The sequence below is a fragment of the uncultured Mailhella sp. genome (genome assembly GCF_905187505.1).
Taxonomy (GTDB): domain Bacteria; phylum Desulfobacterota; class Desulfovibrionia; order Desulfovibrionales; family Desulfovibrionaceae; genus Mailhella.
Genome location: NZ_CAJJIC010000003.1, coordinates 30,135 through 52,054, shown reverse-complemented (window position 1 = coordinate 52,054; position 21,920 = coordinate 30,135). Strand labels below are relative to the sequence as shown.

The following is a 21,920-nucleotide window of genomic DNA, read 5'->3' as shown; positions in this document are numbered from 1 at the left end:
ATCAAGGAGTCTTTCTCATGATCATTGACTTCCGTATGCGTCCCCCGGCGCGGGGCTTCCTCAACATCGGCGTGTACGACAACGTGGAACGCACTGCCAAGCTGACCGCCAGCTTCTCCATGAAGCAGGCCCCCTCCGTGACCAAGAAGTCCCCCGAGCTCATGCTTCAGGAAATGGACGAAGCCGGCGTCACCATGGGCGTCATTCCCGGCCGCAACGGTCACTTCAAGGGCACCATTTCCAATGACGACATCATCAAGCTGCTCGACGACTTCCCCGGCCGCTTCGTGGGCATCGCCGGTCTGAACGCCTCCAAGAAGACGGAATCTCTGGAAGAAATCCACCGCACCGTTCTCAACGGACCGCTCAAGGGCGTGTGCATGGAACCCGGCGCGCTGGACAAGCCCATGTACGCCGACGATCCCCGCATCTATCCCATCTATGAACTGTGCGAAGAACATCAGATTCCGATCATCCTCATGCTCGGCGGCCGCGCCGGCCCCGACATCACCTACAGCAACCCCAAGATCATCAACCGCATCGCCGCCGACTTCCCGAAGACCAACTTCATCATTTCCCACGGCGGCTGGCCCTGGGTGCAGCAGATTCTCGGCGTGTGCTTCTTCCAGAAGAACATTTATCTGTGCCCCGACATGTACCTGTTCAACTGCTCCGGCTGCATGGATTACATCATGGCGGCCAACAACTTCATGCAGGATCGCTTCCTGTACGGCTCGGCCTATCCGCTCATGCCCATCGTGGACTGCGTGAAGCACTTCAAGGGGCTGTTCAAGCCCGAAGTGCTGCCCAAGCTGCTCTGGAAGAATGCCGCGAAAGTCCTGAAGCTCAACCTTCCCGAGGAGGCATAACATGAACTTCACCAACATCATGAAGACCCTGACCGCGGCCGCGGCCGTAGTGGCCGTGTGCGCCACTCCCGCCATTTCCAAGACCTTCACCGAACTCAAGGCTGCGGCCTCTCCCGCCGGCGGCGCCTGGTACGTGGGCGTCGGCGCCATGGGCAAGGCCATTTCCACCCACTATCCCGACATTGACGTCGCCATCTTCCCCGGCGGCGGTCTGGCCAACGTGCTGCACGTCGACCGCGGCGCGAGCGACTTCGGCATTGCCGCCCACTCCGTGATCGTGGCTGCCGCGCAGGGCATCGAACCCTACAAGAAGCCTGCCGAAAACGTCATGGGCATGCTCAACCTGCATGACTCCACCCTCATGCACTTCATCGTGAACAAGGCCTCCGGCATCACCTCTCTCGAGCAGATCGCCGAAAAGAAGATGCCCATCCGCATTTCCATGAGCCACACCGCCGGCAACTCCTATCTGTTCGGCCGCTGGATTCTTGAAGAATACGGCATCTCTCAGAAGAACATCACCGAATGGGGCGGCAAGATCTACACGCCTTCCACCAACGACGCCGCTGCCATGATGAAGGACGGCCAGCTCGACATCGCTCTGTGGATCGGACCCGGCGAAGCCTTCATCGTGCGCGACATGATGAACAGCGTCGACCTCGACATCCTGCCCGTGAGCGAAAAGGTCATCGAAGCCGTGCACAAGAAGTACGGCCTTGACCGCGGCGTCATCCCCGCTTCCTACTATGACGGCAAGTTCGGCCACGACATCGTCACCGTGTCCGCCAGCACCGAACTCATGGTCAACAAGAACGTGCCCGAAGACACCGTCTACAAGCTCGTGAAGGCCATTTGCGAAAGCCGCGACGACATCGTCATCGCCAGCCCCTTCTGGAAGAGCTTCACCGCCAAGGAAGCCGGCACCGGCCTTGCCGTTCCGCTGCATCCCGGCGCTGCCAAGTACTACAAGGAAATGGGCTACATCAAGTAAGCCTGTCTGAACAGACATCATGACAAAGGGCGGTCCCTTCGGGGGCTGCCCTTTTTTTCTCTTGCCAGCCGGACGGCGACGTCCGTCCGGTCCTCCCGCACCGCAGCTGCTTCAGTAAAAAAAATGCCGGGCAAACCGCACGGCATCTTCTTCCCCCGATGTGACCAGCCGCCGGGGCAGGCGCTCACATCACGGCGTCACGGGCAGACACGTTTCTGTTCCCGCCCTCAGCGGCACTCGTCAGGCGAAATGCCGAACTTCTTCATTTTCACATACAGACCGCTTCGGGAAATACCGAGCTTCTGAGCCGTCGCCCGTATGTTTCCGCCGCAGTCCTGCAGCACCCTGAGTATGCTCTCGCGCTCCTGCATTTCCAGAAATCCCGGGGAAGATGCGGATTTTTCCGCCACGCGTCCGGTCGAAGATCCGTTGATGATGTTGAACGGCACGGAATCCACGTCGATGAGACCGGAATCGGGAGCCATGAACACCATGCGCTCCACGGTGTTTTCCAGTTCGCGCACGTTGCCCAGCCAGGAGTATCCCTCCAGTATTCTCAACACGTCCTCGGTCATGCGCAGCTCGGGATTGTTCTGCGTCATCATGAAATGCGCAAGAAAGTGCTGCGTCAGCAGACGTATGTCCGACCGCCGCTCCCTGAGCGGAGGAATGTTCAGCGAGACTACGTTGAGACGGTAATAAAGATCTTCGCGGAAGGACTTCTCCCTTATTGATTCCTGAAGATTGCGGTTGGTGGCGGCTATGACGCGCACGTTGACCTGACGGGTATACTTGCTGCCCACGCGCGTGACTTCTCCGTTCTGCAGGAGCCGCAGCAGAGAAACCTGGGCATCCATGGGCATTTCCCCTATCTCGTCAAGAAAAATGGTGCCGTTGTCGGCCAGCTCGAACTTGCCGGGCTTGCCCAGACGGCTCGCTCCGGTGAACGCTCCCTCGTCGTAGCCGAACAGCTCGCTCTGCACCAGCTCGCGGGGAAGAGCGCCGCAGTTCACGGTAATGAAGGCTCCCGTAGCCCGGCTGCTGGCATTGTGCATGGACTGGGCAAAAAGCTCCTTGCCCGTGCCGCTTTCGCCGAGAATGAGGGTGGTGGCATCGCTCTTGGCCGCCTTCCTCGCCATCTGAATGACGTTCTGAAGCGCGGGAGACGCCCCCACGATGTGGTTGAAGGTAAACACGGCCTTGGCTCCCGTGACGCGCGCCGCCGACTCCTTGATTCTTTTCACTTCCCGCAGCGTGACCACGCGGCTCCCGCCCTCCTCGGTGCAGGACACCGAAAGCATGCAGCTCAGCGTTCCGGTTCGAAGCTGCAGCAGGGCTTCCTGATCCATGAAGCTGGCCTTTTCCGACAAAATGGCGCGCAATATGTCCTTGGAAAGAATGACGTCGCTGATCTGCTTCACGCCGTTAAGACTGGAAATCGCCAGCATCTGCTGCGCCTTCTTGTTGATGAAGCGGATGATGCCGTCGGCGTCGAGGACCACCAGGCCCTCATCCATCATCTCAAAGATGACGCGCTGTTCTTCCAGAAGGAAGTGAAGACGGAGCTGCTCGGAAATGGCATAGGCGGCGCTGTCGATCATGCCCTGCGTATGGGTATGGAACATGTCCCACGGCAGCGTGACATTGAGCACGCCCACAAGCTCGTGCTTGGTGTTCCATATGGGCGCCGCCGCGCAGAACCAGTTGTGCAGCATCCGGCAGTAGTGCTCGGCCGCCCAGGTCTCCACGGGTCTTTTTTCCACAAGGCATATGTTTATGGCGTTGCTGCCGGAAGAACTTTCCAGCGCTATGCTGCCCGGCTCGATGTTGGGTATGGGATAGCTTTTCTTCTCGTCCCGCAGGCAGGAAAGAATGACGCCGTTGGCATCGGAAATGGAAATGATGCTCCCCGAAGAGCTTATGGGATTGTAAAGGCGTTCCATGATCCCGCGGGCGATGCGTATGAGCAGGGCGTTCTTGCGCAGCGTCTTTTCCAGCTCTTCGGGAGCGAGTCTGCGCCGGCTGCCCTCATCGGGATCCACATGAAGCAGGCGGCAGCGCTGCCACGAACGCAGTATGCTCGGGGTGATGATGGATTCGTCCACCGGCTGACCGTTCTGGAAGCGTTCCCACTCCCGATAAATGCTTTCCCTGTTGCGCTGGCTGTTCATGCGGGCTCCTTTTTGAGAATTGTCGGGACAGAATACACTCATCCCTTGGACATGTCCACAGCTACATGTCCATATTTTGGTCACAAGCAAAACGACAACCCTTTGCAATCAAAGGGAAAGAACTATAATTGTCCATGGCATGATTATTGCAGACCTGCTTCTGGCACAGAATTCGCATTCTTTCTTTCTGATGGAGCCAACCATGAAACTTTTTTCTCCCGTTCAGCTCGGTTCCCTTACGCTGAGGAACCGCATAGTCTTTCCTCCCATGTCCACCAAGTTCGCCGCCGCAGACGGCACGGTGACCGAGCGCATGATCAACTACTATGAGGCGCGTGCCATGGGCGGGGCCGGTCTCGTGACGCTGGAGGCGACCTATGTCCATCCTTCCGGCAATTCCTTTTCCCGCGGTCTCGGTCTCTCCGACGACCGCATGATACCCGGCCTTAAAAACATGGTCTCGCGCATGAAGAAGCACGGCGCGAGGGTGTCCATTCAGCTGCAGCACGGCGGCCGGGCCGCCAATTCCGCCGCCACGGGACAGGCCGTGCTCGTGGTCTCTTCCATTCCCGGGGTCACCTCCTACACGGACACGCGCGAGATTTCCGAAGAAGAAATCGCCATGCTCATTTCCGCTTGGGGCGACGCCGCGGTCCGCGCCCGCGAAGCCGGACTGGACGCCATTGAACTGCACGGCGCTCACGGCTATCTCATCAGCCAGTTCTTCTCTCCCTATACCAACCATCGTCAGGATGCGTGGGGCGGCAGTCTGGAAAACCGCATGCGCTTCGCTCTGGAAGTATACCGCGAAGTGCGTCGCCGCGTGGGCGACGATTTCCCCATCACCTATCGCATGAGCGCCGTGGAAGGGCTTGCCGGCGGCATCACGCTGGAGGATTCCCAGGCGCTTTCCCGCGCTCTGGTCGCGGAAGGCATCAACGGTCTTCACGTCTCCGTGGGGCTGCGCGAGACCAACTTCATGGTTTCCCCGCCTTCCTGCGTGCCCAGAGGCTGGAACGCCGACCTCGCCCGCAGCATCCGTGAAAGCGTCAACGCCGCCGTTCCCGTCATTGTTGCGGGACGCGTCACCGACGAAGATGTGGCCGAACGTATTCTGGAAGAAGGGAAGGCCGACCTGGTGGCCATGGGCCGTGCTCTCATCGCTGATCCCTTCCTGCCGGACAAACTGCAGAACAGCCACAAGCCCATCATCCGCTGCATTTCCTGCAACGAAGGATGCGTGGGCGGTTCCGCCCGCGGAACGGGCGTAGGCTGCGCCCTCAACCCTCTTTCGGGCATGGAAAAGGCCTACAATCTCTCGCCCGCGGCCAAGCCCAAAAAGGTCATGGTCATAGGCGCAGGCCCCGCCGGCATGGAAGCGGCGCTTGTGGCCGCCACGCGCGGGCACAAGGTCACGCTTCTGGAAAAGGGCCCCGCACTTGGCGGACTGCTGGAAACCGCCGCTCTTCCGCCCTACAAGCAGGATCTGACGCGCATCATGAACTACTATGAAAAGGCTCTCGCTCTGGCCGGCGTGCACGTTCGCCTCAATGAGGAAGCCGGCGTCGAGCTCGTGAAGAGCGAACAGCCCGAAGTCGTCGTTCTTGCCACCGGCAGCCAGCCCGTCTTCCCCGGTTTCTGCCGCGTGCCCGGAGCCATGACCGCTTCCGACGCCCTTCACGGCGCCAATACCGGAGACAATCCCCTCGTGCTCGGCGGCGGTCTCATCGGCGCCGAAACCTCGGATCTGCTTTCCGAGCAGGGCAAACACGTCACGCTTCTGGAAATGCAGCCCGACATCGCCAAGGACATGGAAAGCAGAACCCGCCGCTACCTGCTTCTGCGCCTCAAGGAACGCAGGACTACCATTCTCACCAGCACCCAGGTGCTGGAAATCACGCCCGAACGTGCCGTGCGCGTCAAGGACCCCGAAGGTCTGGAACGCTGGATAGGTCCGTTCTCCTCCGTAGTGGTTGCCGTGGGATATCGTTCCAACCGCACGCTCGCCCATGAGCTCAGCGACGCCGGTATTCCCTTCGTCACCGTGGGCGACTGCACCAAGGCAGGCAAGATCATGACTGCCATCGAGGCCGGATTCAAGGCCGCGCTCAGCTTCTAAAAAATCACCTTTCACAAAGGCGAAAAGCTGACGTCTTGTGAGACTGAAAACTGCCCGCGCCGGGCATAATTTCCTGAGAGGTCCATATTGTGTATATATGCACAATATGGACCTCTTCTTTTTTTATCAGTCTCATTTACCCTATAAAAAACACCTATCAATTACAGCATTAATATTAATTCATATAATACACATTAAATACCATAAATATTTCATCATAAAAACAATGCTTAGATTAAATATGATATTATATAATATTCATTATACATATTCGTAATATATAACATTAATATGGAATCATTAAACTTTTACAAATATAGTTTTATACAATAAAAATATACGTGAAAAATCGCTATGAATATATATTTTTGCATAAAAATCTGTCATGTAATTACCTGACAATATGATATGAAATATTTAATACAACTATATAATTATTGTTATAATGGTGCCATTCATCATAATGGATGACGCCTACAAACTGATTCGAAAGCTCTGAAAACCGCACGTTCTTCCATATTTAAGATGAGGAAAAAACACACTGTTCCGTGAAGTTGGAAAGACGTTGAAAAAATGCGGAACAGACACTGTGTTGTCTACATTTTGGACATGTATAAAAAATCATGTCCAAAATTTAAACATATCACCTTTTCCTGCTTTCATCTTGTTGCTTCGCGCACAAACCACATTTCAATCCTTCCGACACATAATGCATCAAAAAATGATCCTGGCATATTATTTGCATAAAAAAGAACAAACAAAGTGTGGGGACATCCCACTTTTTATCATTTTTCTCATGGAAGGAGTCAGATGTGAAACTCTCTGTCAACAGGGCATGTCTCAAGCCTGTGGCCTATGCCGTAGGCGTGGCGCTGGCTATTTTTCAGATACTCTTTACCGGAGGATTCTTCATCCTCGAGCCGCCTCTTCTGCGGGGCATTCACCTTTCTGCCGTCATGGTGCTGGTGTTTCTTCTGGTTCCCCCTCTCAAAAGATACAAAGGAAAGGAAGAACCTGTCATTTTCATCATCATCGATCTCCTTCTTTGCGCCGTAGCCGTAGCCATCGGCCTTTACTTCTATGTCGAGCTTGACAATCTGCTCAACCGAATCGTCTATGTTGATGAAGTGACCAACGTCGACCTGGTACTCGGCACTGCCTGCATTCTGCTCGTTCTTGAAATAACGCGCAGGACCACGGGCTTTCCCCTGTTCTGCGTTGCGCTGGCATTTCTGCTCTATGGCCTTTTCGGCTCTTATCTGCCCGCTTCCATCGGTCATAACGGCATTGCCTACGATCGACTCATAGAAATGCAGTTCCTGCTCTCGGACGGCATTTTCGGCACCTGCCTCGCCACGGGAGCCACCATGATCTTTGCCTTCATCATGTTCGGCGCCTTCCTTGAACGCAGCAACATGAGCAGCGTGTTCATGGATCTGGCCTGTCTGCTGACCAAAAAATCCCAGGGCGGTCCTGCCAAGGTGGCCATTTTTGCCTCCGCCCTCTTCGGTACCATTTCCGGCTCTTCTCCCGCCAACGTCTACAGCACGGGCATATTCACCATCCCGCTCATGAAGAAAGTCGGATACACTCCGGCTTTTGCCGGTGCCGTTGAGGCCGTGGCTTCCACTGGCGGTCAGATCATGCCCCCGGTCATGGGAGCCGCGGCATTCATCATGGCCGACCTCACCGGACTCGGCTACCTGCCCATAGCCACCGCCGCCCTGCTGCCCGCCGTGCTCTACTACTGGGCCCTGCTCTCCATGATCCATCTTGAAGCCGTGCGCAACAATCTCGGCTATCTGCCTGCCGAGCTCGTGCCTGATGCCAAGACCGTCATCAGAAAGCTCTACTACCTGCTGCCCATCGTCATTCTCATTGCAGCGCTTTGGATGGGAAGAAGCGTCATCTCCTCCGCCTTCTTCGCCACGGCTTCCATTTTCGTGATCTCCCAGTTCAGCAAGGAAACCCGTCTCACCTTCAAGGGAGTTCTGGACGCACTGGCGCTTTCCTCCAAAAACGCTATGATGATTTCCTCCTGCTGCGCAGCCGCCGGCATCATTGTGGGCGTCATCACCCTCACCGGAGTAGGCTACAAGTTCATCAGCGTCATCACGGATCTTGCCGGCAACAATCTCTTCCTCCTCATGCTGTTCCTGGCCGTCACCTGCATCATTCTCGGCATGGGCGTGCCCACGGCTCCCGCCTACGTCATCGTGGCCACGCTCGGAGCACCTGCGCTCATGAAAGCAGGCGTGCCCATGATCAGCGCCCACCTGTTCGTCTTCTACTTCGCCATTCTGTCCGTCATCACGCCTCCCGTATGCGTCACGGCCTTTGCCGGAGCAGCAATTGCAGAAGCCAATCCCATGAAGACGGGATTCGTGTCCTGCAAGCTCGGCCTTGTGGCGTTCATCATCCCCTTCATGTTCGTGTATCAGCCCGCGCTGCTGCTCATCGGCTCCACCTCGGAAGTCATCATGGCCTGCGTCAGCTCCATTGTCGGCGTCATCGGCCTGGCCGCCGGTCTTCAGGGCTACCTGATCACCACGGCCAAAATATGGGAACGCCCGCTGCTTTTCATAGGCGGTCTCATGATGATTTATCCCGGCTCCTACACGGATATGCTTGGTCTGGCCATGATAGTCGTCGTTCTGCTTATGCAGGCCATACGTCGCCGCTCCTCCGGCACTCCCTCGACCAAAACAGCGTAACACAGCAAAAAAAAACAACCTTTTTACCTCGGAGTCCCGTTATGAAGAAAGCTCTTGGTTCCATCCTGGCCGGTCTCATGCTCTGCGCCGCTCCCATGCTCGCGCCCTCCGCTCACGCCGCGGGTCTGTCCATCAATGCCACTGCCGGTCCTGTGGCCGGTACCGGCTACATAGGCATGGGCGCCCTCGGCAAGGTGTACTCCTCCACCAACGAAGGAGCCGCCGTCACCATGCTGCCCGGCAGCGACGTGTCCAACCCCATCCGTCTCCAGAGAGGAGAAGTCGACGTGGCCGTGGAAACTACCTGTCTTGCCGTATGCGCAAGAGACGGCTCTGCTCCCTTCAAAAAGCCCGTTGGCAATCTGAGCGCACTGGCCAACCTGCGCAACATCTCCCGCATGAATATCGTGGTGCGCACCGACACCGGCATCACTTCCCTTGATCAGCTCAAGGCGGAAAAGAAGGCCATCCGTCTCGCCACCGGTCCCCGCGGCTCCGCCAGTGAAGTCATGGGCCGCTGGATTCTCGAAGAATACGGCATAACCTACAAGGACATCACCTCCTGGGGCGGCAAGCTCATTTCCAACAACTTCGGCGACGTGGCCGACATGGCAAAGGACGGACAGGTTGACATGATGTTCTGGGTCGGTCCCGGCGAAGCCTGGTTCTTCACGGATCTCATCAACAACACGCCCCTGACCTGGCTGCCTGTGAAAGACTCCGTGGCTGCCAGCGTCAAGGAAAAATACATGCTCACGCCCACCGTGTTCAAGGCCTCAGAATACAACGGAAAGATGGGGTCCGATGTTCCCGGTGTGACCACTTCTCAGGAACTGCTGGTGCGCTCCGACATATCCGAAGATGTGGCCTACCGCCTCACCAAGGCCATGTGTGAAGGCGCTGCCGAAGTCATCGCCGCCAACCCCACATGGGGCAACTTCAAGGCCGAAACCGCCTGGGAAGGCGTGACCCACGATCTGCATCCCGGCGCCGTAAAATACTACAAGGAAAAGGGCTGGCTGAAATAAATGCCATTCCGGGCCGGATTCCGCTTCCGGCCCTTCCTTTTGCCATATTGCTGGACACTATGGACATGTCCAGTAAACATGTCCATATTATAGACAGAAAAATACACGTGACACATATTATAAATATAAATAATATCAAATAATTATAATAAAATATCCATACTGGCACGATTTTTGCTTTTTATTGCTTCGTCATGGACACGGTTCATTCCGGTTCTGAACCTTCAGTCTTTTCAAGGAGATTATCCGCCATGATCATCGACTTTCGTCTTCGTCCCGCCACGCGCGGCTTTCTCAACATGCACATTTTCCGCAATCAGGAGCGCATCGCCCGCTGGAGCGGCAACCTCGGCATGACGCCTCCGCCTTCCGCCAAGACCGGCGACATGGCCCTCATGCTCAAGGAAATGGAAGAAGCCGGCGTCACCATGGGTGTCGTGCCCGGCCGTCAGGCCAATGCCTTCATGGGCAATGTGCCCAACGACGACATTGTGGAAATCGTGAAGGAATGGCCCGACAAGTTCATCGGCGTGGCCGGCATTGATCCCACCAATCCTACCGCCGCCATTGCTGAAATCGAACGCGTGGTGGAAAACGGTCCGCTCTGCGCCGTAGGCATGGAACCCGGCGTTCTTTCCAACCCCATGTATGCCGATGACCGCCGCATCTACCCCGTCTACGAGCACTGCGCTTCCAAGGGCATTCCGGTTCTGCTCATGGGCGGCGGCGGCAACGGCCCCGACCTCAGCCACAGCAACCCCGTCATCATCGACCGCGTGTGCGGCGACTTCCCGAATCTGACCGTCATCAACACGCACGGCGGCTACCCCTGGGTGCAGCAGATTCTCTTTGTGGCCTTCAAGCGTCCCAACCTGTATCTGTGCCCCGACATGTATATGTTCAACGTGCCCGGTGTGAGCGACTACGTCATGGCTGCAAACACCTTCATGCGTGACCGCATGGTCTTCGGCACTGCGTATCCCTTCATCGGCTTCAAGGACGGCGTGGAACAGTTCTGCGCCCTGCCCTTCAAGCCCGAGGTTCTGCCCGGCCTTCTCTACAAGAACGCCGCCCGCGCCCTCAAGCTCGACATCGCAGAGTAATTCCCCGGGCCGTCCCGGAAGGGACGGCCCTTCCCCCTTGCATCCGGACCAGGAGCCCCTATGTCCCCAGCACAGAAGCCTGACATTCAAAAGTACGCATGGTTTCTCTTTTTTCTGCTTACTGCGTGCTACGCGCTTGTCAGCTTCTTCCGAACCTCCACGAGCACTCTTGCCGTCGACATCATGACCGACTTCGCCGTCGGCGGCGGACTCATGTCCGTCATGAGCTCGGCCTATTTCTACCCCTACGGCTTCATGCAGATACCCGCCGGCATTCTTTCCGACCGCTGGGGTTCGCGCAACACCATCACGCTCTTCATGCTTCTCGGAGCCTCCGGCACGCTGCTTTTCGCCCTTTCCTCTTCCGTCACCGCGGCCACGGTGGGCCGAGTGATCATCGGCATGGGCATGGGCATGGTCTTCGTGCCTTCGCTCCGCGTCTTTCTCCGCTGGTTCCCCCATCATCAGCACGTGCTCATCACCGGTCTCATTCTTTCTCTGGGCTCCGGCGGCATGCTGCTTGCCACGTGGCCCCTCATGAAGCTCGCCCAGTTTGCCGGCTGGCGCGGAAGCATGCTGCTTGCCGCCGCCGTCACGGTATGCATGAGCGTTGCCGTATGGATATGGACGCGCAACACCCCTGAAGAAAAATTCGGCAACGACATAGACATTCCCGGCAGACTGCCTGTTGCCCCTGCAGAGCACAAGAGCCAGCCCATCGGCAAGGTCATGTCCTACATTGTGCGCAAGCCCGCCTACTGGGCCATCTCCGTCTGGTTCTTCTGCATTTACGGTTCGTTCTTCGCCATCACGAGCCTCTGGGCCGGTCCCTACTTCATCCAGGGCTACGGTCTGAGCAAGGATGCCGCGGGCGGCGTGCTCTTCTTCATGGCGCTCGGCGCCGTTCTCGGCCCCTCGCTTGCCGGATTCATCGCCCAGCGCGAATCCTTTTCCAAAAAATTTCTGCTCATCGTCTCGTGCGTCATTTCCATCGTTCTCGGCATACCGCTCGTGCTTTCCACGCCCGTTCTGCCCGAACTCGTCCTTCCTGCCTGGGCGCTTCTGTTCGGCATATTCTGCGGCGGTTTCGGAGGCATAGCCCTGGCCAAGATTCAGGACGAATTTCCCAGCGAGATCGTGGGCACCGCCACAGGCATGATCAACATCTACTGCTACATAGGAACCGCCCTGCTCCAGCTCGTGAGCGGCTGGATCATGGAGTGGCAGGCCCCCGGCCAGAGTTCCTACCAGCTTTCGCAGTACTCCGTCATGTTCATGCTTTTCATGGCCATGTTCATCTGTGCCCTCATAGCCGTCATCTTCTGCCTGCGGTCGGAAGAACAGACGAAACACGCATACGCCACCGCCAAGGAGTGAAACATGGGTAACGCCTCATTCCCGCATCTTACTGCACCCATAACCATCAACAGCAGGCTGAAGCTCCGCAACCGCATGGTCAAGGCCCCTCAGTCGAGCTGGTTCTTTGAAAAGGACGGCTCGGCGGGGCAGCGCGTGACGGACTTTTATGAAACCATCGCCGCAGGCGGCGTAGGTCTGCTCATCGTTTCGGCCGTCACCTGGAGACCCGACCATCCCTACGGGCCGTACGGTGCGCTCAGCGACGACAAGTTCATTCCCGGCATGAAGAATCTTGTGGACCGCGTCCATTCCCACGACTGCCCTGTCATGTGCCAGCTGCATCACGGCGGCCCCTCTGCGGCCGCAGGTCACGGCGGCGGCCTGCCCGTGGGCTCCTCCTCCATGGACGTCAAGGACATTCCCAGCCCGGGCAAGGCTGTGCACGGCCTCACCCGTGAGGAAATAGAAGAAGACAAGCAGCTTTATTTCGCGGCTGCCGAACGCGTGGCCGCCTGCGGTTTCGACGGCATAGAAGTCCACTGCGCCCACGGCTACTATCTGGAAAGCTTTCTGAGCCGCGTATGGAACCATCGCGACGATGAATACGGCCCCCAGAGCATGGAAAACCGCACCCGTCTCATCGTGGAAATCATCACCGAGCTGCGCCGCCGCCTCGGCGCGGATTATCCCATCGGCCTGCGCATGAACGGGCACGAATGGGGCGCAAAGGGTGAGCTTACCGTGGAAGAAGCCGTGGAAGCGGCGAAAATTTTTGAAAAAGCCGGCGTCAACTACATCAGCGTGTCCGGCTACGGCTACGGTCCGCTGCCGTTCCGCTATCTGCCCGACTACTGGCCCTATCCCGAGCCGGAAGAACACATGAAGCCCTACATGGACGACTACCGCGGACTCGGACTGCTGGTTCCTCCGGCGGAAGCCATCAAAAAGGCCGTTTCCATTCCCGTCATCGCCGTGGGCCGCATGGACGAGAACAAGGGCGAAGCCGTGCTTGCGCAGGGCAAGGCCGACCTTGTGGCCTTCGGCCGCTATCTCTGGGCCGATCCCGAATTTCCCCGCAAGGTCATGGAAGGCCGTATTGACGACATCGTGCGCTGCACGCGCTGCGGTACCTGCGAAGATCCGCCTGCCGGCCGTCCCCGTCGCTGCCGCGTCAACCCCTCCATGGGCCGCGAACGCGAACTGCGCATCACGCCCGCCGAGAAAAAGAAAAAGGTGCTCGTCATCGGCGGCGGTCCCGCCGGCATGGAGACCGCCCGCGTGGCCGCTCTGCGCGGACACAAGGTCATTCTGTGCGAAAAGAGCCGGGCTCTCGGCGGCAAGCTGCCGCTCGCGTCCATGATCAAGGGCTCCGACGTGGAAGACATCCGCTCCATCGTGCCCTATCTTACGGGACAGCTCGCCAAGCTGCCCGTGGACATTCGTCTGAACACCGCCGTGGACGCCGACTATGTTCGTCGTGAAGCGCCCGATGCCGTGGTCATCGCCACGGGCGGTCTCTACACGCTGCCCGAACTGCCCGGCGTGAACGGCAGGAACGTGACCGGCGTGAACTCCCTGAGCAAGCAGGTCAAGCTGCCGCTCGTGGTGTTCGGCCCCGATCTGCTGCACAAGCTGACCAAGATTTTCCTGCCCATCGGCAGACGCGTGGTCATCATCGGCGGCAGAATCGAAGGCGTGCAGGGAGCCATCTTCCTCAACAAGCGCGGCCGCGAAGTGTGCGTGCTCGAAGACGGTGCGGAACTCGGCAAGGGCATTCCTCCCCGTTACATGGACAGAGTGCGTCCCTGGTTCCAGAAGCGCGGCATCACCGCCTTCACGGAAGTGTCCTTCAAGGAAATCACGTCCAAGGGCGTCATTTACGTGGACAAGGAGGGCAAGGAACATCTCGCCGAAGGCGACACCGTCATGGTGCTCACCTCGCAGAAGCCCGATCTCTCCCTCAAGAACAGCCTGGAAGGCATCGTGCCTGAAATCCACATGGCCGGTTCCGTCAACGGCGCCGACGTGGGCAGCCTCATCGTCAACGCCATGGAAAACGGACGCAGCATAGGCTGCAAGCTCTAACCCACCCACGAGAGCGGTCCTGCGAACCTCCTGCCTGGCCCGCTCGTCCCCGAAAGGGGGAGAAAACCGGAGCCTTTCCGCAGCACGCCTCCGGCTTTCTCCCCTGCTCCCGGCAGAAAGGCTCTCCCTGTCATTCCCCTGCAAACAGCCCCTGCCATGACGGCGTTCTTTCTTCGGAAAGAGCGTCGTTCTTTTTAATACGCCGCGACAGTGCCCGTTTCCCGGAACTCTACCAGCCTCCGCCGAGGGTCACGCATACCTGCGCCACGGCGGAAAGCTGTGCCGCTCTTCCTGCGGCCAGCTGCATCTGAGAAGAATACAAAGTACGTTCAGCCTCCAGCACGTCGAGATAGGGCGAATAGCCTGCCTCATAGCGGACACGGGCGAGCTCTGCGGCCTTTGCCATGCGCTCGGACGCGGCGGCAAGGCTTTTCACGCTCTCCGCCGTCCCCTTCTGCGCCGCCAGCGCGGAGCGTATGTCGCTGAAGGCCTGCTGGACGGAAAGCTCGTAGGCTGCGGCTGCGGAGCGCACCGCGGCCTCGGCCTGCCGCACGCCGCTTATGGTTCGACCGAAGGTTAAAAGCGGCAGATTCACGTTGCCGCCGAAGCTCCAGGTACCAGCCGCACCGGAAAAAAGTCCGTCGAGCTGCGTGCTCGACGTCCCGAGGCTTCCTGTAAGGCTGATGGAGGGAAAGAACGCGGCGCGCGCCTCGCCCACCTGAAAGTGCGCCGCACGAAGCGAAGCCTCTGCCGCGCGGATGTCGGGCCTTCGCGTAAGAAGCTCTGAAGGAAGACCTGCGGGAAGCTGCGGCACGGCAGGAAAGGAGGCAAGTCTCGCCCCTTCCCGCGCTCTTCCCGAAAACACGGCGTCCGGCGACGCACCCGTCAGGAGCAGAAGAGCGCCCTCGGCCTGCTCCACCCTTGTTTTCGCCTGAGCAAGGCTGTCCTTCAGCGCATCCACCTGCGTGCGCACGTTGAGTATGTCCAGCTCGTTGATGGCTCCTGCGGCGTACTGCTTTTCGTAAAGCGCGGCAGAAGCCTCCCGCGTCTTCAGCGTGCGTTCGGTAAGGTCCCGCTGCTCGCGATAGTTCAGAAGATCGAAATAGGCCGAACAGACCTGTCCCGCGAGAGTCAGTTCCATGGCATGCGCGGCGTCTTCCGCAGAAAGCAGATTTTCCTTCGCCGCCGCAGCCGCGTTACGGTAGCGGCCCCAGATGTCGAGCTCCCACGCGGCCTGAACCGCGCCGCTCCACAGCGAATCCACGCGCGAGGGGGAAGAGATGCGCCGCACGCCCTGTCCGTCCATGGCGTCCACACGCTCCTCAAGAGCCCCCAGCTCCCGCATGACGCCGTAGGTGGCGGAGGCATCCAGGCTGCTCCTTGTTCTCTCGCCGCCGCCCTGCGCGGAAATCTGCGGGAAAAGATCCGCACGCGCCATGCCGAGAGCCGCCCGGGCGGCATCCACCCTTGCCAGACTCTGTTCCAGGTTTCTGTTCTGCGAAAGCGCGAGCGACACGAGTTCATTCAGCGCCTCGTCGTTGAAGCGCCGCCACCACTCCCGCGACAGCTCGCCGGGTTCAGGCCTCGAGCCCTCCTCACCCCATGAGGAGGGAAGGGACTGCTGCGGCCGGTGATACTCGGGAGCGAAGGAACAGCCCGACAGAACAACTGCCGCCATCAAAGCCGCAAGCACGCGTTTCATGACTTTTCCTCCCTGCGCGACGCCCCGAAAAGGCGCTCGGAAACACGCATGACCAGCACGAAGAAGCACGGCACGAGCAGAGGAGCGAGCACCGTTGCCGCAATCATGCCGCACACCACGCTCACGCCAATGGACACACGGCTCGCCGCGCCTGCGCCGGAGCTGAAGGCCAGCGGCAGACAGCCGAGAATGAAGGCTATGGACGTCATGATGATGGGCCTGAACCTGAGCTTTGCGGCCTGAACCGCGGCTTCCTCCAGATCCCTGCCCTGATCGCGCAGCTCCACGGCGAACTCGATGATGAGAATGGCGTTCTTGCACGCCAGTCCGAGCAGCGTGATGATGGCCACCTGCGTATAGATGTCGTTGCTGAGGCCCGTAAGCCAGTTGCCCGCGATGGCGCCGAATACGGCAAAGGGAACGGCGGAAAGCACGGCCAGAGGCAGACTCCAGCGCTCATACTGCGCGGCGAGGATGAGGAATATCATGAGCACGCTCAGGCCGAGCACGCCGAAATCCGTGCCGCCCGTCTCCACTTCCTGATACGTCACGCCGGACCAGGCGAAGGAATACCCCTGCGGCAGGGAGTCCGCCACCTTTTCCAGCGCGGCGATGGCCTGACCGGAACTTGCTCCGGCCGCGGGATTGCCCGTGATCTTGGCCGACAGAAGTCCGTTGAAATGCGACACCGTGGACGGCCCGCCGTCGGTGGTCACCGTAACGAGGGAAGTCAGGGGAATCTGATCGCCGGTGGAGGAGGTCACATACAGAGAACGCATGCTGTCCGGCAGACTGCGGAACCGTTCATCGGCCTGCATCATGACCTTGAACGTGCGGCCGGACAGGTTGAAGTCGTTGATGTAGGTCGAACCCAGCGTCGCGCCGAGCATATTGAAGACGTCCGCGCAGTCCACGCCGGACATGGCGGCCTTTTCCCTGTCGAGGCGCACGAAAAGACGCGGCGCGTCCACGCTGAAGGCACTGTTCACGCCGGAAAGTTCCGCCTGCTTCGAGGCCTTTGCCGCAAAGTCGTCGGCCACCTGCGCCAGCTCCTCCGGCGTGCCGGAGGTCGTCTGAATTTCCATGTCGAATCCGCCGGTATTGCTCATGCCCATGATGGGCGGCGGATTGAAGGGCAGAACGAGTCCACGGCTTTCGCCGAGACCCAGAGCGTATATCTGCCGCAGCGTTGCCGCCACGCCGAGTTCCGGCGTCGTTCGCTCGTCCCATGGCTTCAGCTGAATGAACAGCGTGCCCGCGCTGGCGTCCAGCGTGCTGTTCACAAGGTCATACCCGGAAAGACTGAGCACGTGGGCCACGGCGGGCAGACGCCCCACGGCCTCGCTCACGCTCGTGACGAGTTCGCGCGTCTTGGGCAGAGCCGAGCCCTCCGGCAGGGAAATGGTGCACATGAGCGCGCCCTGATCCTCTTCCGGCACCAGCGTGGTGGGTACTCTGGTGAAAAGCCAGGCCGTGCACAGACACAGCCCCGCAAGAATGCCGCAGGAGATCAGTCCGTGACGCAGAAAAAACAGGACCAGATGTGAAAAACCTTCCGTTACGGCATCAAAAAAGCGGTTGAACAAGCGGAAGGGAGCCCACGGCGTTTCTCTCTCGCCCTTGAGAAGCTTCAGACAGAGCGCTGGCGTGAGCGTCAGTGCCACCATGCCGGAAATGACTACGGCAATGGCGATGGTCACGGCGAACTGCCGGTACATGACGCCCGCAAGACCGCCGAGGAAACCCACGGGAATGAACACCGAGCACAGAACGAAGACGATGGCGACGACGGCCGAAGTCACCTCGTTCATGGCCACGGCCGTGGCTCCTGCCACGTCGAGCCCCTCGGTGCGAAGCACGCGTTCCACGTTTTCCAGCACCACTATGGCGTCGTCCACCACCATGCCTATGGCGAGAACCAGCGCAAAAAGCGTAAGCGTGTTGATGGAAAAATCGAGAAGATAGACGCCCGCGAACGTGCCTATGAGCGCGATGGGCACGGCCAGGCAGGGAATGAGCGTGGCCCGCCAGTCCTGAAGAAAGAGATACACCACGGCGAACACAAGAAGCATGGCCTCCACCAGCGTGCGCACCACCTCTTCCACGGAAAGACGCACGAAAATGGTGGTGTCGTAGGGTACCACGTAGCCCATGCCGGCGGGGAAATACCGTTCCTGCTCTTCCATGTAGGCGGCCACGCGTTCGGCCGTGGCCAGCGCGTTGCTGCCCGGCGCGAGAAATATGGCCAGAGGAATGGCGGTGGCGCCGTCGATGGCGCAGGCGAAGTTGTAGCTTTCCGCGCCGAGCTCCACACGGCCCACGTCGCGCAGACGCAGCACGCCGCCTTCCGGGGACGCACGGAGTATGATGTCGCCGAACTGCTCGGCCGTCACCAGACGCCCCTCTCCCTGAAGCTGCCACGTCATGGTCAGACTGTCCGAGCCGGGCTGACTGCCCACGCTTCCCAGGGAATACTGGGCATTCTGATCGTTCACGGCCTGAGAAATGTCGCTCACGCTGATGCCGAGCTCGGCCATGCGGAGCGGATCGAGCCAGATGCGCATGGCGTGATCACGACTGCCTATGATCTCGGCCTGTCCCACGCCGGGCACACGCTTGAGACCGTCGAGCAGATTCACGAGAGCGTAATTGCTGAGGTAGGTGGCGTCGTGCATGCCGTCCCTGGAATACAGCGCCACGATTTCCAGAATGGCGGGCGAAAAGGTGTCCACCGTCACGCCGTACTGCCGCACGATTTCCGGCAGCATGGGCGTTGCGGCCTGCACACGGTTGTTCACGTTCACCTGCGCGATGTCGGCATCCGTGCCCACGGCAAAGGTCACGGAAATCTGCATGGAGCCGCTCGAGGAACTGACCGAGCTCATGTAGATCATGTCGGGCACGCCGTTGATCTGTTCCTCGATGGGCGTGGCCACCGTCTGGGCGATGATTTCCGGACTCGCACCCGGATACTGCGCACTCACCGTGATGGTCGGAGGAATGAGGTCCGGATACTGCGCCACGGGAAGCTCGCGTATGGACAGAAGCCCGGCCAGCACGATGAAGATGGAAAGCACCATGGAAAGCACGGGACGACGCAGGAAAAAGCCGGCGCGGGGGGATACGGGAGCCACCGATGATGACGGCATGGACGGAGCCGACGGCCCGGCTGCGTTCTTTTTCAGGGAATCGTCACTCATGGCTGACCTCCCTGACCGGAGCGGGAGCATCCTCCACGCCGCTTCCCGTCACGGGGGAAGAGGATTCCGGCGTGTCCAGCGGATCGGCCTTCAGACTCTGCCTGAGCTCTTCCGCCCGTACCATCTGTCCGGCCGTCACCTTGTTCTGACCCTGCACCACGATTCTCTGTCCCGGCTCAAGTCCCTTTTCCAGAAGGAAGCTGCTGCCGAAGGCGGGGCCGAGCGTCACGGGAGAAAGATGCGCGCGATTCGCGTCATCCAGCGCGTACACGGCCGTTCCGCTTTCCGTCTGCATGATCGCTTCCTGCGGAATCATGATCGCACCGACGAGTTTCGCCCCTCCTACCCGCACGATCACGAACTCGCCCGGAAGAAGTATGCCTTCCGCGTTGGGAAAGCGGGCCCGGGCCCGCACGGCGCTCGTTGAGGAATCCACCTGCGTGTCGAGAAAGATCACCTTTCCCTGCCGGTCGTAATCCGTACCGTCCAGAAGGGAAAGGGCGGCGGACGAGCCTTCGCCGTAGCTTACGGCCCTGCCCTTCGACTCCATGTCGCGCATGGAAAACAGCTCCACGCTCGGCACGGAAAATTCCACGTCCATGGGGTCGCTCTGATTGATGTACGTCAGCGTGCTGTCCGTGCCCACAAGGTTGCCCGTGCGCGTCACTTCCCGGCTGGTAAAGCCGGAAAAGGGCGCTTCCACCCGGCAGTATCCGAGCTTTATGCGCGCCTCGTTCACGGCGGCCTGCGCCGACTCCCGCAGTCCCTGCGCGCTTTTCCAGGCGGCATAGGCGCTGTCGCGCTCCTGACGGCTCACCGCATTGGAAGCGTAGAGCTTCTGCACGCGGTCGTATTCCTTGCGGGCGTTGTCCAGCGTGCTCACGGCATCGGCCAGCTGCCCTTCCGCCTGACGAAGCGACGCCTGAAACGGAGCTTCGTCTATTTCAAAGAGCACGGTCCCCTGCTTCACATACGCCCCTTCCTTGAAAAAGCGCTTCAGAAGAATGCCCGACACCTGCGGTCTTACCGCGGCGGAGCGGCTGCCCTGGGTCTGTCCCATGAACGTGGCGTAAAGGGGCACGTCCATGCGCTCGAGCTTCACGGCCTTCACGAAGGGCGGCGGAAGCGTCGCCCCGGCGGACTGTTTTTTGTCATCCTCGTTGCAGGCGACCAGAATCAGACAAAGCAGCGCGACTCCACTTGCACGCAGCGCATTCATGGCTTCCCTCCATGGCTGAACGGTTTGCCGGGGCCCGTCCCGAATCGGACGCCTCTCTTCGCCGGAAAAGCCCGGAGAAAGAAGAAACGCCCCTTCGTCCGCCCGCGCATTGACAAAAGACCGGGCAAACGTAGATTATGGCAATCTCCTTTGTCTTAATACGGCGATGAAAAGCGCGCCATGAGGTTTTGTATGAGTCCTTTTATTCTTCGCGGTTTCCTTATCGGCAGTTCCGTCGGCATCTTCGCCGTGCTCCTCGGCTTCGTGAACACGGCGGAAGGCATCGTGTTCGGCTCCACCATGGGACTGCTTGCGGGAATCACCTCCGCAAAGCTTTATGAAAAGCGCATGAAGGACAAGGAAAATCAGAACAAACGCCCGTAGAAGCCGCCTTCAGCCGCACAAGGAGAGAGCCATGCACATATTCCGGCCCGGCTCGCGCCGGTTTCTGCCCGGCATGGTGGACAACCTTTCCCCGGAGTGGAAGGCCGTCCTCTCCGCCGGTCGGCGCATGGTCCTGAAAAAAGGGGAATTCCTGCTTCCCGACGGGGAGACGAGAAGCTTCGGCTATCTGACCTCCGGCCGCATCTGCTCGACCCACACCTCCTACGGAGGCGGCGCGCATTCCATGCTCATCTTCGGCCCCGGCACCCTGGTCCGGGAAGCCTACGTCTGTTCGGGATTCTGCCAGAGCCTGCCGCACTTTCAGTGTCTGACAGACGTGGAGTGCCACATTTTTCCCGGAGACCTCCTTCACGACGAGCGCTTCATCGCCGCGCACCCCGAACTCATGCGCAGCATGCTCTATTCCGTCAGCGTCAAGCTGTCCCTGTTCGACGCCATGCTCTCCATCATGAGCTGCCGTACCGTGGAAGAAAAGGTGGCCATGTGGATGTATTACTGCTGCGACAGCTGCGGCAGAAGCTCGTTTTCCCCGGGCATAAGCCAGATAGAGCTTTCCCTGCTGCTCGGCGTGCACAAGTCCTCCCTCAACAAGGTCGTTCTGGCCCTCAAAAAGCACGGCATCCTAGAGTGCTTCACCAAAACGAGGCTCTCCATCCTCGATGAGCGGCGCCTCTTCCGCGCCGCCTGCGGCGAGCTGCTGCTCTAGCCCGGCGGGAAGAGGCGCCGGGGCCGTCCGCACGTTCCCGGACTTCCGGCGCGCAGCTTTGCGCCCGGCCCACGATGCAGCCTGAGAGGAGACTCGCCCCAAGGCCCGTGCCGCAGGCCTTCCCCCTCCGGCGGGAGACCCGCCGTTTGCGCAGAACGGCAAAGCCTTTCCCGGTTCAGGACAAATATCGGGAAAAAATGCTTTTCGGCGCATCTTTTTTTTTGCCGTTTCTTCTATGCTTCCTCCATC

General features: G+C 59.4%; 14 protein-coding genes. 10 read left to right on the top strand and 4 right to left on the bottom strand.

The genetic code is table 11. From position 1 onward, the window contains the following. The first annotated feature begins 17 nt into the window (after nt 1–17). Together QZZ60_RS01025 and QZZ60_RS01020 are read left to right on the top strand one after the other, a co-directional pair. Complete coding sequence (locus QZZ60_RS01025; RefSeq protein ID WP_294445461.1) at nt 18–869, top strand: amidohydrolase family protein; 852 nt, start codon at nt 18–20, stop codon at nt 867–869. A 1-nt stretch (nt 870) separates the two neighbouring features. Continuing rightward, the gene (locus QZZ60_RS01020) at nt 871–1,860 is read left to right on the top strand and encodes a TAXI family TRAP transporter solute-binding subunit (RefSeq protein WP_295636565.1); all 990 of its coding nucleotides are present in this window, start codon (nt 871–873) and stop codon (nt 1,858–1,860) included. 227 nt (nt 1,861–2,087) lie between these two features. Here the strand turns inward: QZZ60_RS01020 and QZZ60_RS01015 are convergent, their stop codons facing one another. Beyond that, on the bottom strand, nt 2,088–4,031 hold the full coding sequence (locus QZZ60_RS01015) for a sigma 54-interacting transcriptional regulator (protein WP_295636563.1): 1,944 nt from the start codon (nt 4,029–4,031) through the stop codon (nt 2,088–2,090). A 202-nt stretch (nt 4,032–4,233) separates the two neighbouring features. Between QZZ60_RS01015 and QZZ60_RS01010 the strand changes: the two genes are divergently transcribed. The 6 genes from QZZ60_RS01010 (at nt 4,234) to QZZ60_RS00985 (ending at nt 14,439) form a co-directional block, all read left to right on the top strand. Next, nucleotides 4,234–6,150, top strand: coding sequence for an NAD(P)/FAD-dependent oxidoreductase (locus tag QZZ60_RS01010; RefSeq protein WP_295636560.1), 1,917 nt, complete (start codon nt 4,234–4,236; stop codon nt 6,148–6,150). Nucleotides 6,151–6,962: 812 nt separating this feature from the next. Beyond that, the gene (locus QZZ60_RS01005; protein WP_295636557.1) at nt 6,963–8,864 is read left to right on the top strand and encodes a TRAP transporter permease; all 1,902 of its coding nucleotides are present in this window, start codon (nt 6,963–6,965) and stop codon (nt 8,862–8,864) included. Between the two features lie 41 nt (nt 8,865–8,905). Beyond that, entirely contained in the window at nt 8,906–9,892 is a 987-nt protein-coding gene (locus QZZ60_RS01000; RefSeq protein ID WP_295636554.1) for a TAXI family TRAP transporter solute-binding subunit, read from the top strand. A gap of 251 nt (nt 9,893–10,143) precedes the next feature. Continuing rightward, the gene (locus QZZ60_RS00995) at nt 10,144–10,995 is read left to right on the top strand and encodes an amidohydrolase family protein (RefSeq protein WP_295636551.1); all 852 of its coding nucleotides are present in this window, start codon (nt 10,144–10,146) and stop codon (nt 10,993–10,995) included. A 60-nt stretch (nt 10,996–11,055) separates the two neighbouring features. Then, a complete protein-coding gene (locus QZZ60_RS00990; protein WP_295636549.1) occupies nt 11,056–12,372 on the top strand; it encodes a nitrate/nitrite transporter in 1,317 nt (438 codons plus the stop codon). Between the two features lie 3 nt (nt 12,373–12,375). After that, nucleotides 12,376–14,439, top strand: coding sequence for an FAD-dependent oxidoreductase (locus tag QZZ60_RS00985; RefSeq protein ID WP_295636547.1), 2,064 nt, complete (start codon nt 12,376–12,378; stop codon nt 14,437–14,439). A 229-nt stretch (nt 14,440–14,668) separates the two neighbouring features. Here QZZ60_RS00985 and QZZ60_RS00980 read toward each other — a convergent pair whose 3' ends face one another. From QZZ60_RS00980 to QZZ60_RS00970, 3 genes are read right to left on the bottom strand one after another with little or no spacing between them, the layout of a single operon-like run. Continuing rightward, a complete protein-coding gene (locus QZZ60_RS00980; protein WP_295636546.1) occupies nt 14,669–16,141 on the bottom strand; it encodes an efflux transporter outer membrane subunit in 1,473 nt (490 codons plus the stop codon). Next, nucleotides 16,138–19,341, bottom strand: a complete 3,204-nt coding sequence (locus QZZ60_RS00975) for an efflux RND transporter permease subunit (protein WP_295636543.1) — start codon at nt 19,339–19,341, stop codon at nt 16,138–16,140. Before QZZ60_RS00975 ends, QZZ60_RS00980 begins: the two co-directional genes overlap by 4 nt. Then, nucleotides 19,334–20,560, bottom strand: a complete 1,227-nt coding sequence (locus QZZ60_RS00970) for an efflux RND transporter periplasmic adaptor subunit (protein WP_295636542.1) — start codon at nt 20,558–20,560, stop codon at nt 19,334–19,336. The genes QZZ60_RS00975 and QZZ60_RS00970 overlap by 8 nt, the downstream gene beginning before the upstream one ends. A 192-nt stretch (nt 20,561–20,752) precedes the next feature. Between QZZ60_RS00970 and QZZ60_RS00965 the strand changes: the two genes are divergently transcribed. Both QZZ60_RS00965 and QZZ60_RS00960 read left to right on the top strand, forming a co-directional pair. Next, nucleotides 20,753–20,944, top strand: coding sequence for a hypothetical protein (locus tag QZZ60_RS00965; protein ID WP_295636540.1), 192 nt, complete (start codon nt 20,753–20,755; stop codon nt 20,942–20,944). 31 nt (nt 20,945–20,975) lie between these two features. Continuing rightward, nucleotides 20,976–21,671: a Crp/Fnr family transcriptional regulator gene (locus QZZ60_RS00960; RefSeq protein ID WP_295636537.1), complete on the top strand. Its 696-nt coding sequence runs from the start codon at nt 20,976–20,978 to the stop codon at nt 21,669–21,671. Nucleotides 21,672–21,920 lie beyond the last annotated feature (249 nt).

Bases quoted from the DNA above. Each gene is read 5' to 3' on its own strand.
- QZZ60_RS00970 (WP_295636542.1), bottom strand. From the start codon at position 20,560: ATGAATGCGCTGCGTGCAAGTGGAGTCGCGCTGCTTTGTCTGATTCTG.
- QZZ60_RS01020 (WP_295636565.1), top strand. From the start codon at position 871: ATGAACTTCACCAACATCATGAAGACCCTGACCGCGGCCGCGGCCGTA.
- QZZ60_RS00975 (WP_295636543.1), bottom strand. From the start codon at position 19,341: ATGAGTGACGATTCCCTGAAAAAGAACGCAGCCGGGCCGTCGGCTCCG.
- QZZ60_RS01010 (WP_295636560.1), top strand. From the start codon at position 4,234: ATGAAACTTTTTTCTCCCGTTCAGCTCGGTTCCCTTACGCTGAGGAAC.
- QZZ60_RS00990 (WP_295636549.1), top strand. From the start codon at position 11,056: ATGTCCCCAGCACAGAAGCCTGACATTCAAAAGTACGCATGGTTTCTC.
- QZZ60_RS00985 (WP_295636547.1), top strand. From the start codon at position 12,376: ATGGGTAACGCCTCATTCCCGCATCTTACTGCACCCATAACCATCAAC.
- QZZ60_RS00960 (WP_295636537.1), top strand. From the start codon at position 20,976: ATGCACATATTCCGGCCCGGCTCGCGCCGGTTTCTGCCCGGCATGGTG.
- QZZ60_RS01025 (WP_294445461.1), top strand. From the start codon at position 18: ATGATCATTGACTTCCGTATGCGTCCCCCGGCGCGGGGCTTCCTCAAC.
- QZZ60_RS01015 (WP_295636563.1), bottom strand. From the start codon at position 4,031: ATGAACAGCCAGCGCAACAGGGAAAGCATTTATCGGGAGTGGGAACGC.
- QZZ60_RS01000 (WP_295636554.1), top strand. From the start codon at position 8,906: ATGAAGAAAGCTCTTGGTTCCATCCTGGCCGGTCTCATGCTCTGCGCC.
- QZZ60_RS00995 (WP_295636551.1), top strand. From the start codon at position 10,144: ATGATCATCGACTTTCGTCTTCGTCCCGCCACGCGCGGCTTTCTCAAC.
- QZZ60_RS00965 (WP_295636540.1), top strand. From the start codon at position 20,753: ATGAGTCCTTTTATTCTTCGCGGTTTCCTTATCGGCAGTTCCGTCGGC.
- QZZ60_RS00980 (WP_295636546.1), bottom strand. From the start codon at position 16,141: ATGAAACGCGTGCTTGCGGCTTTGATGGCGGCAGTTGTTCTGTCGGGC.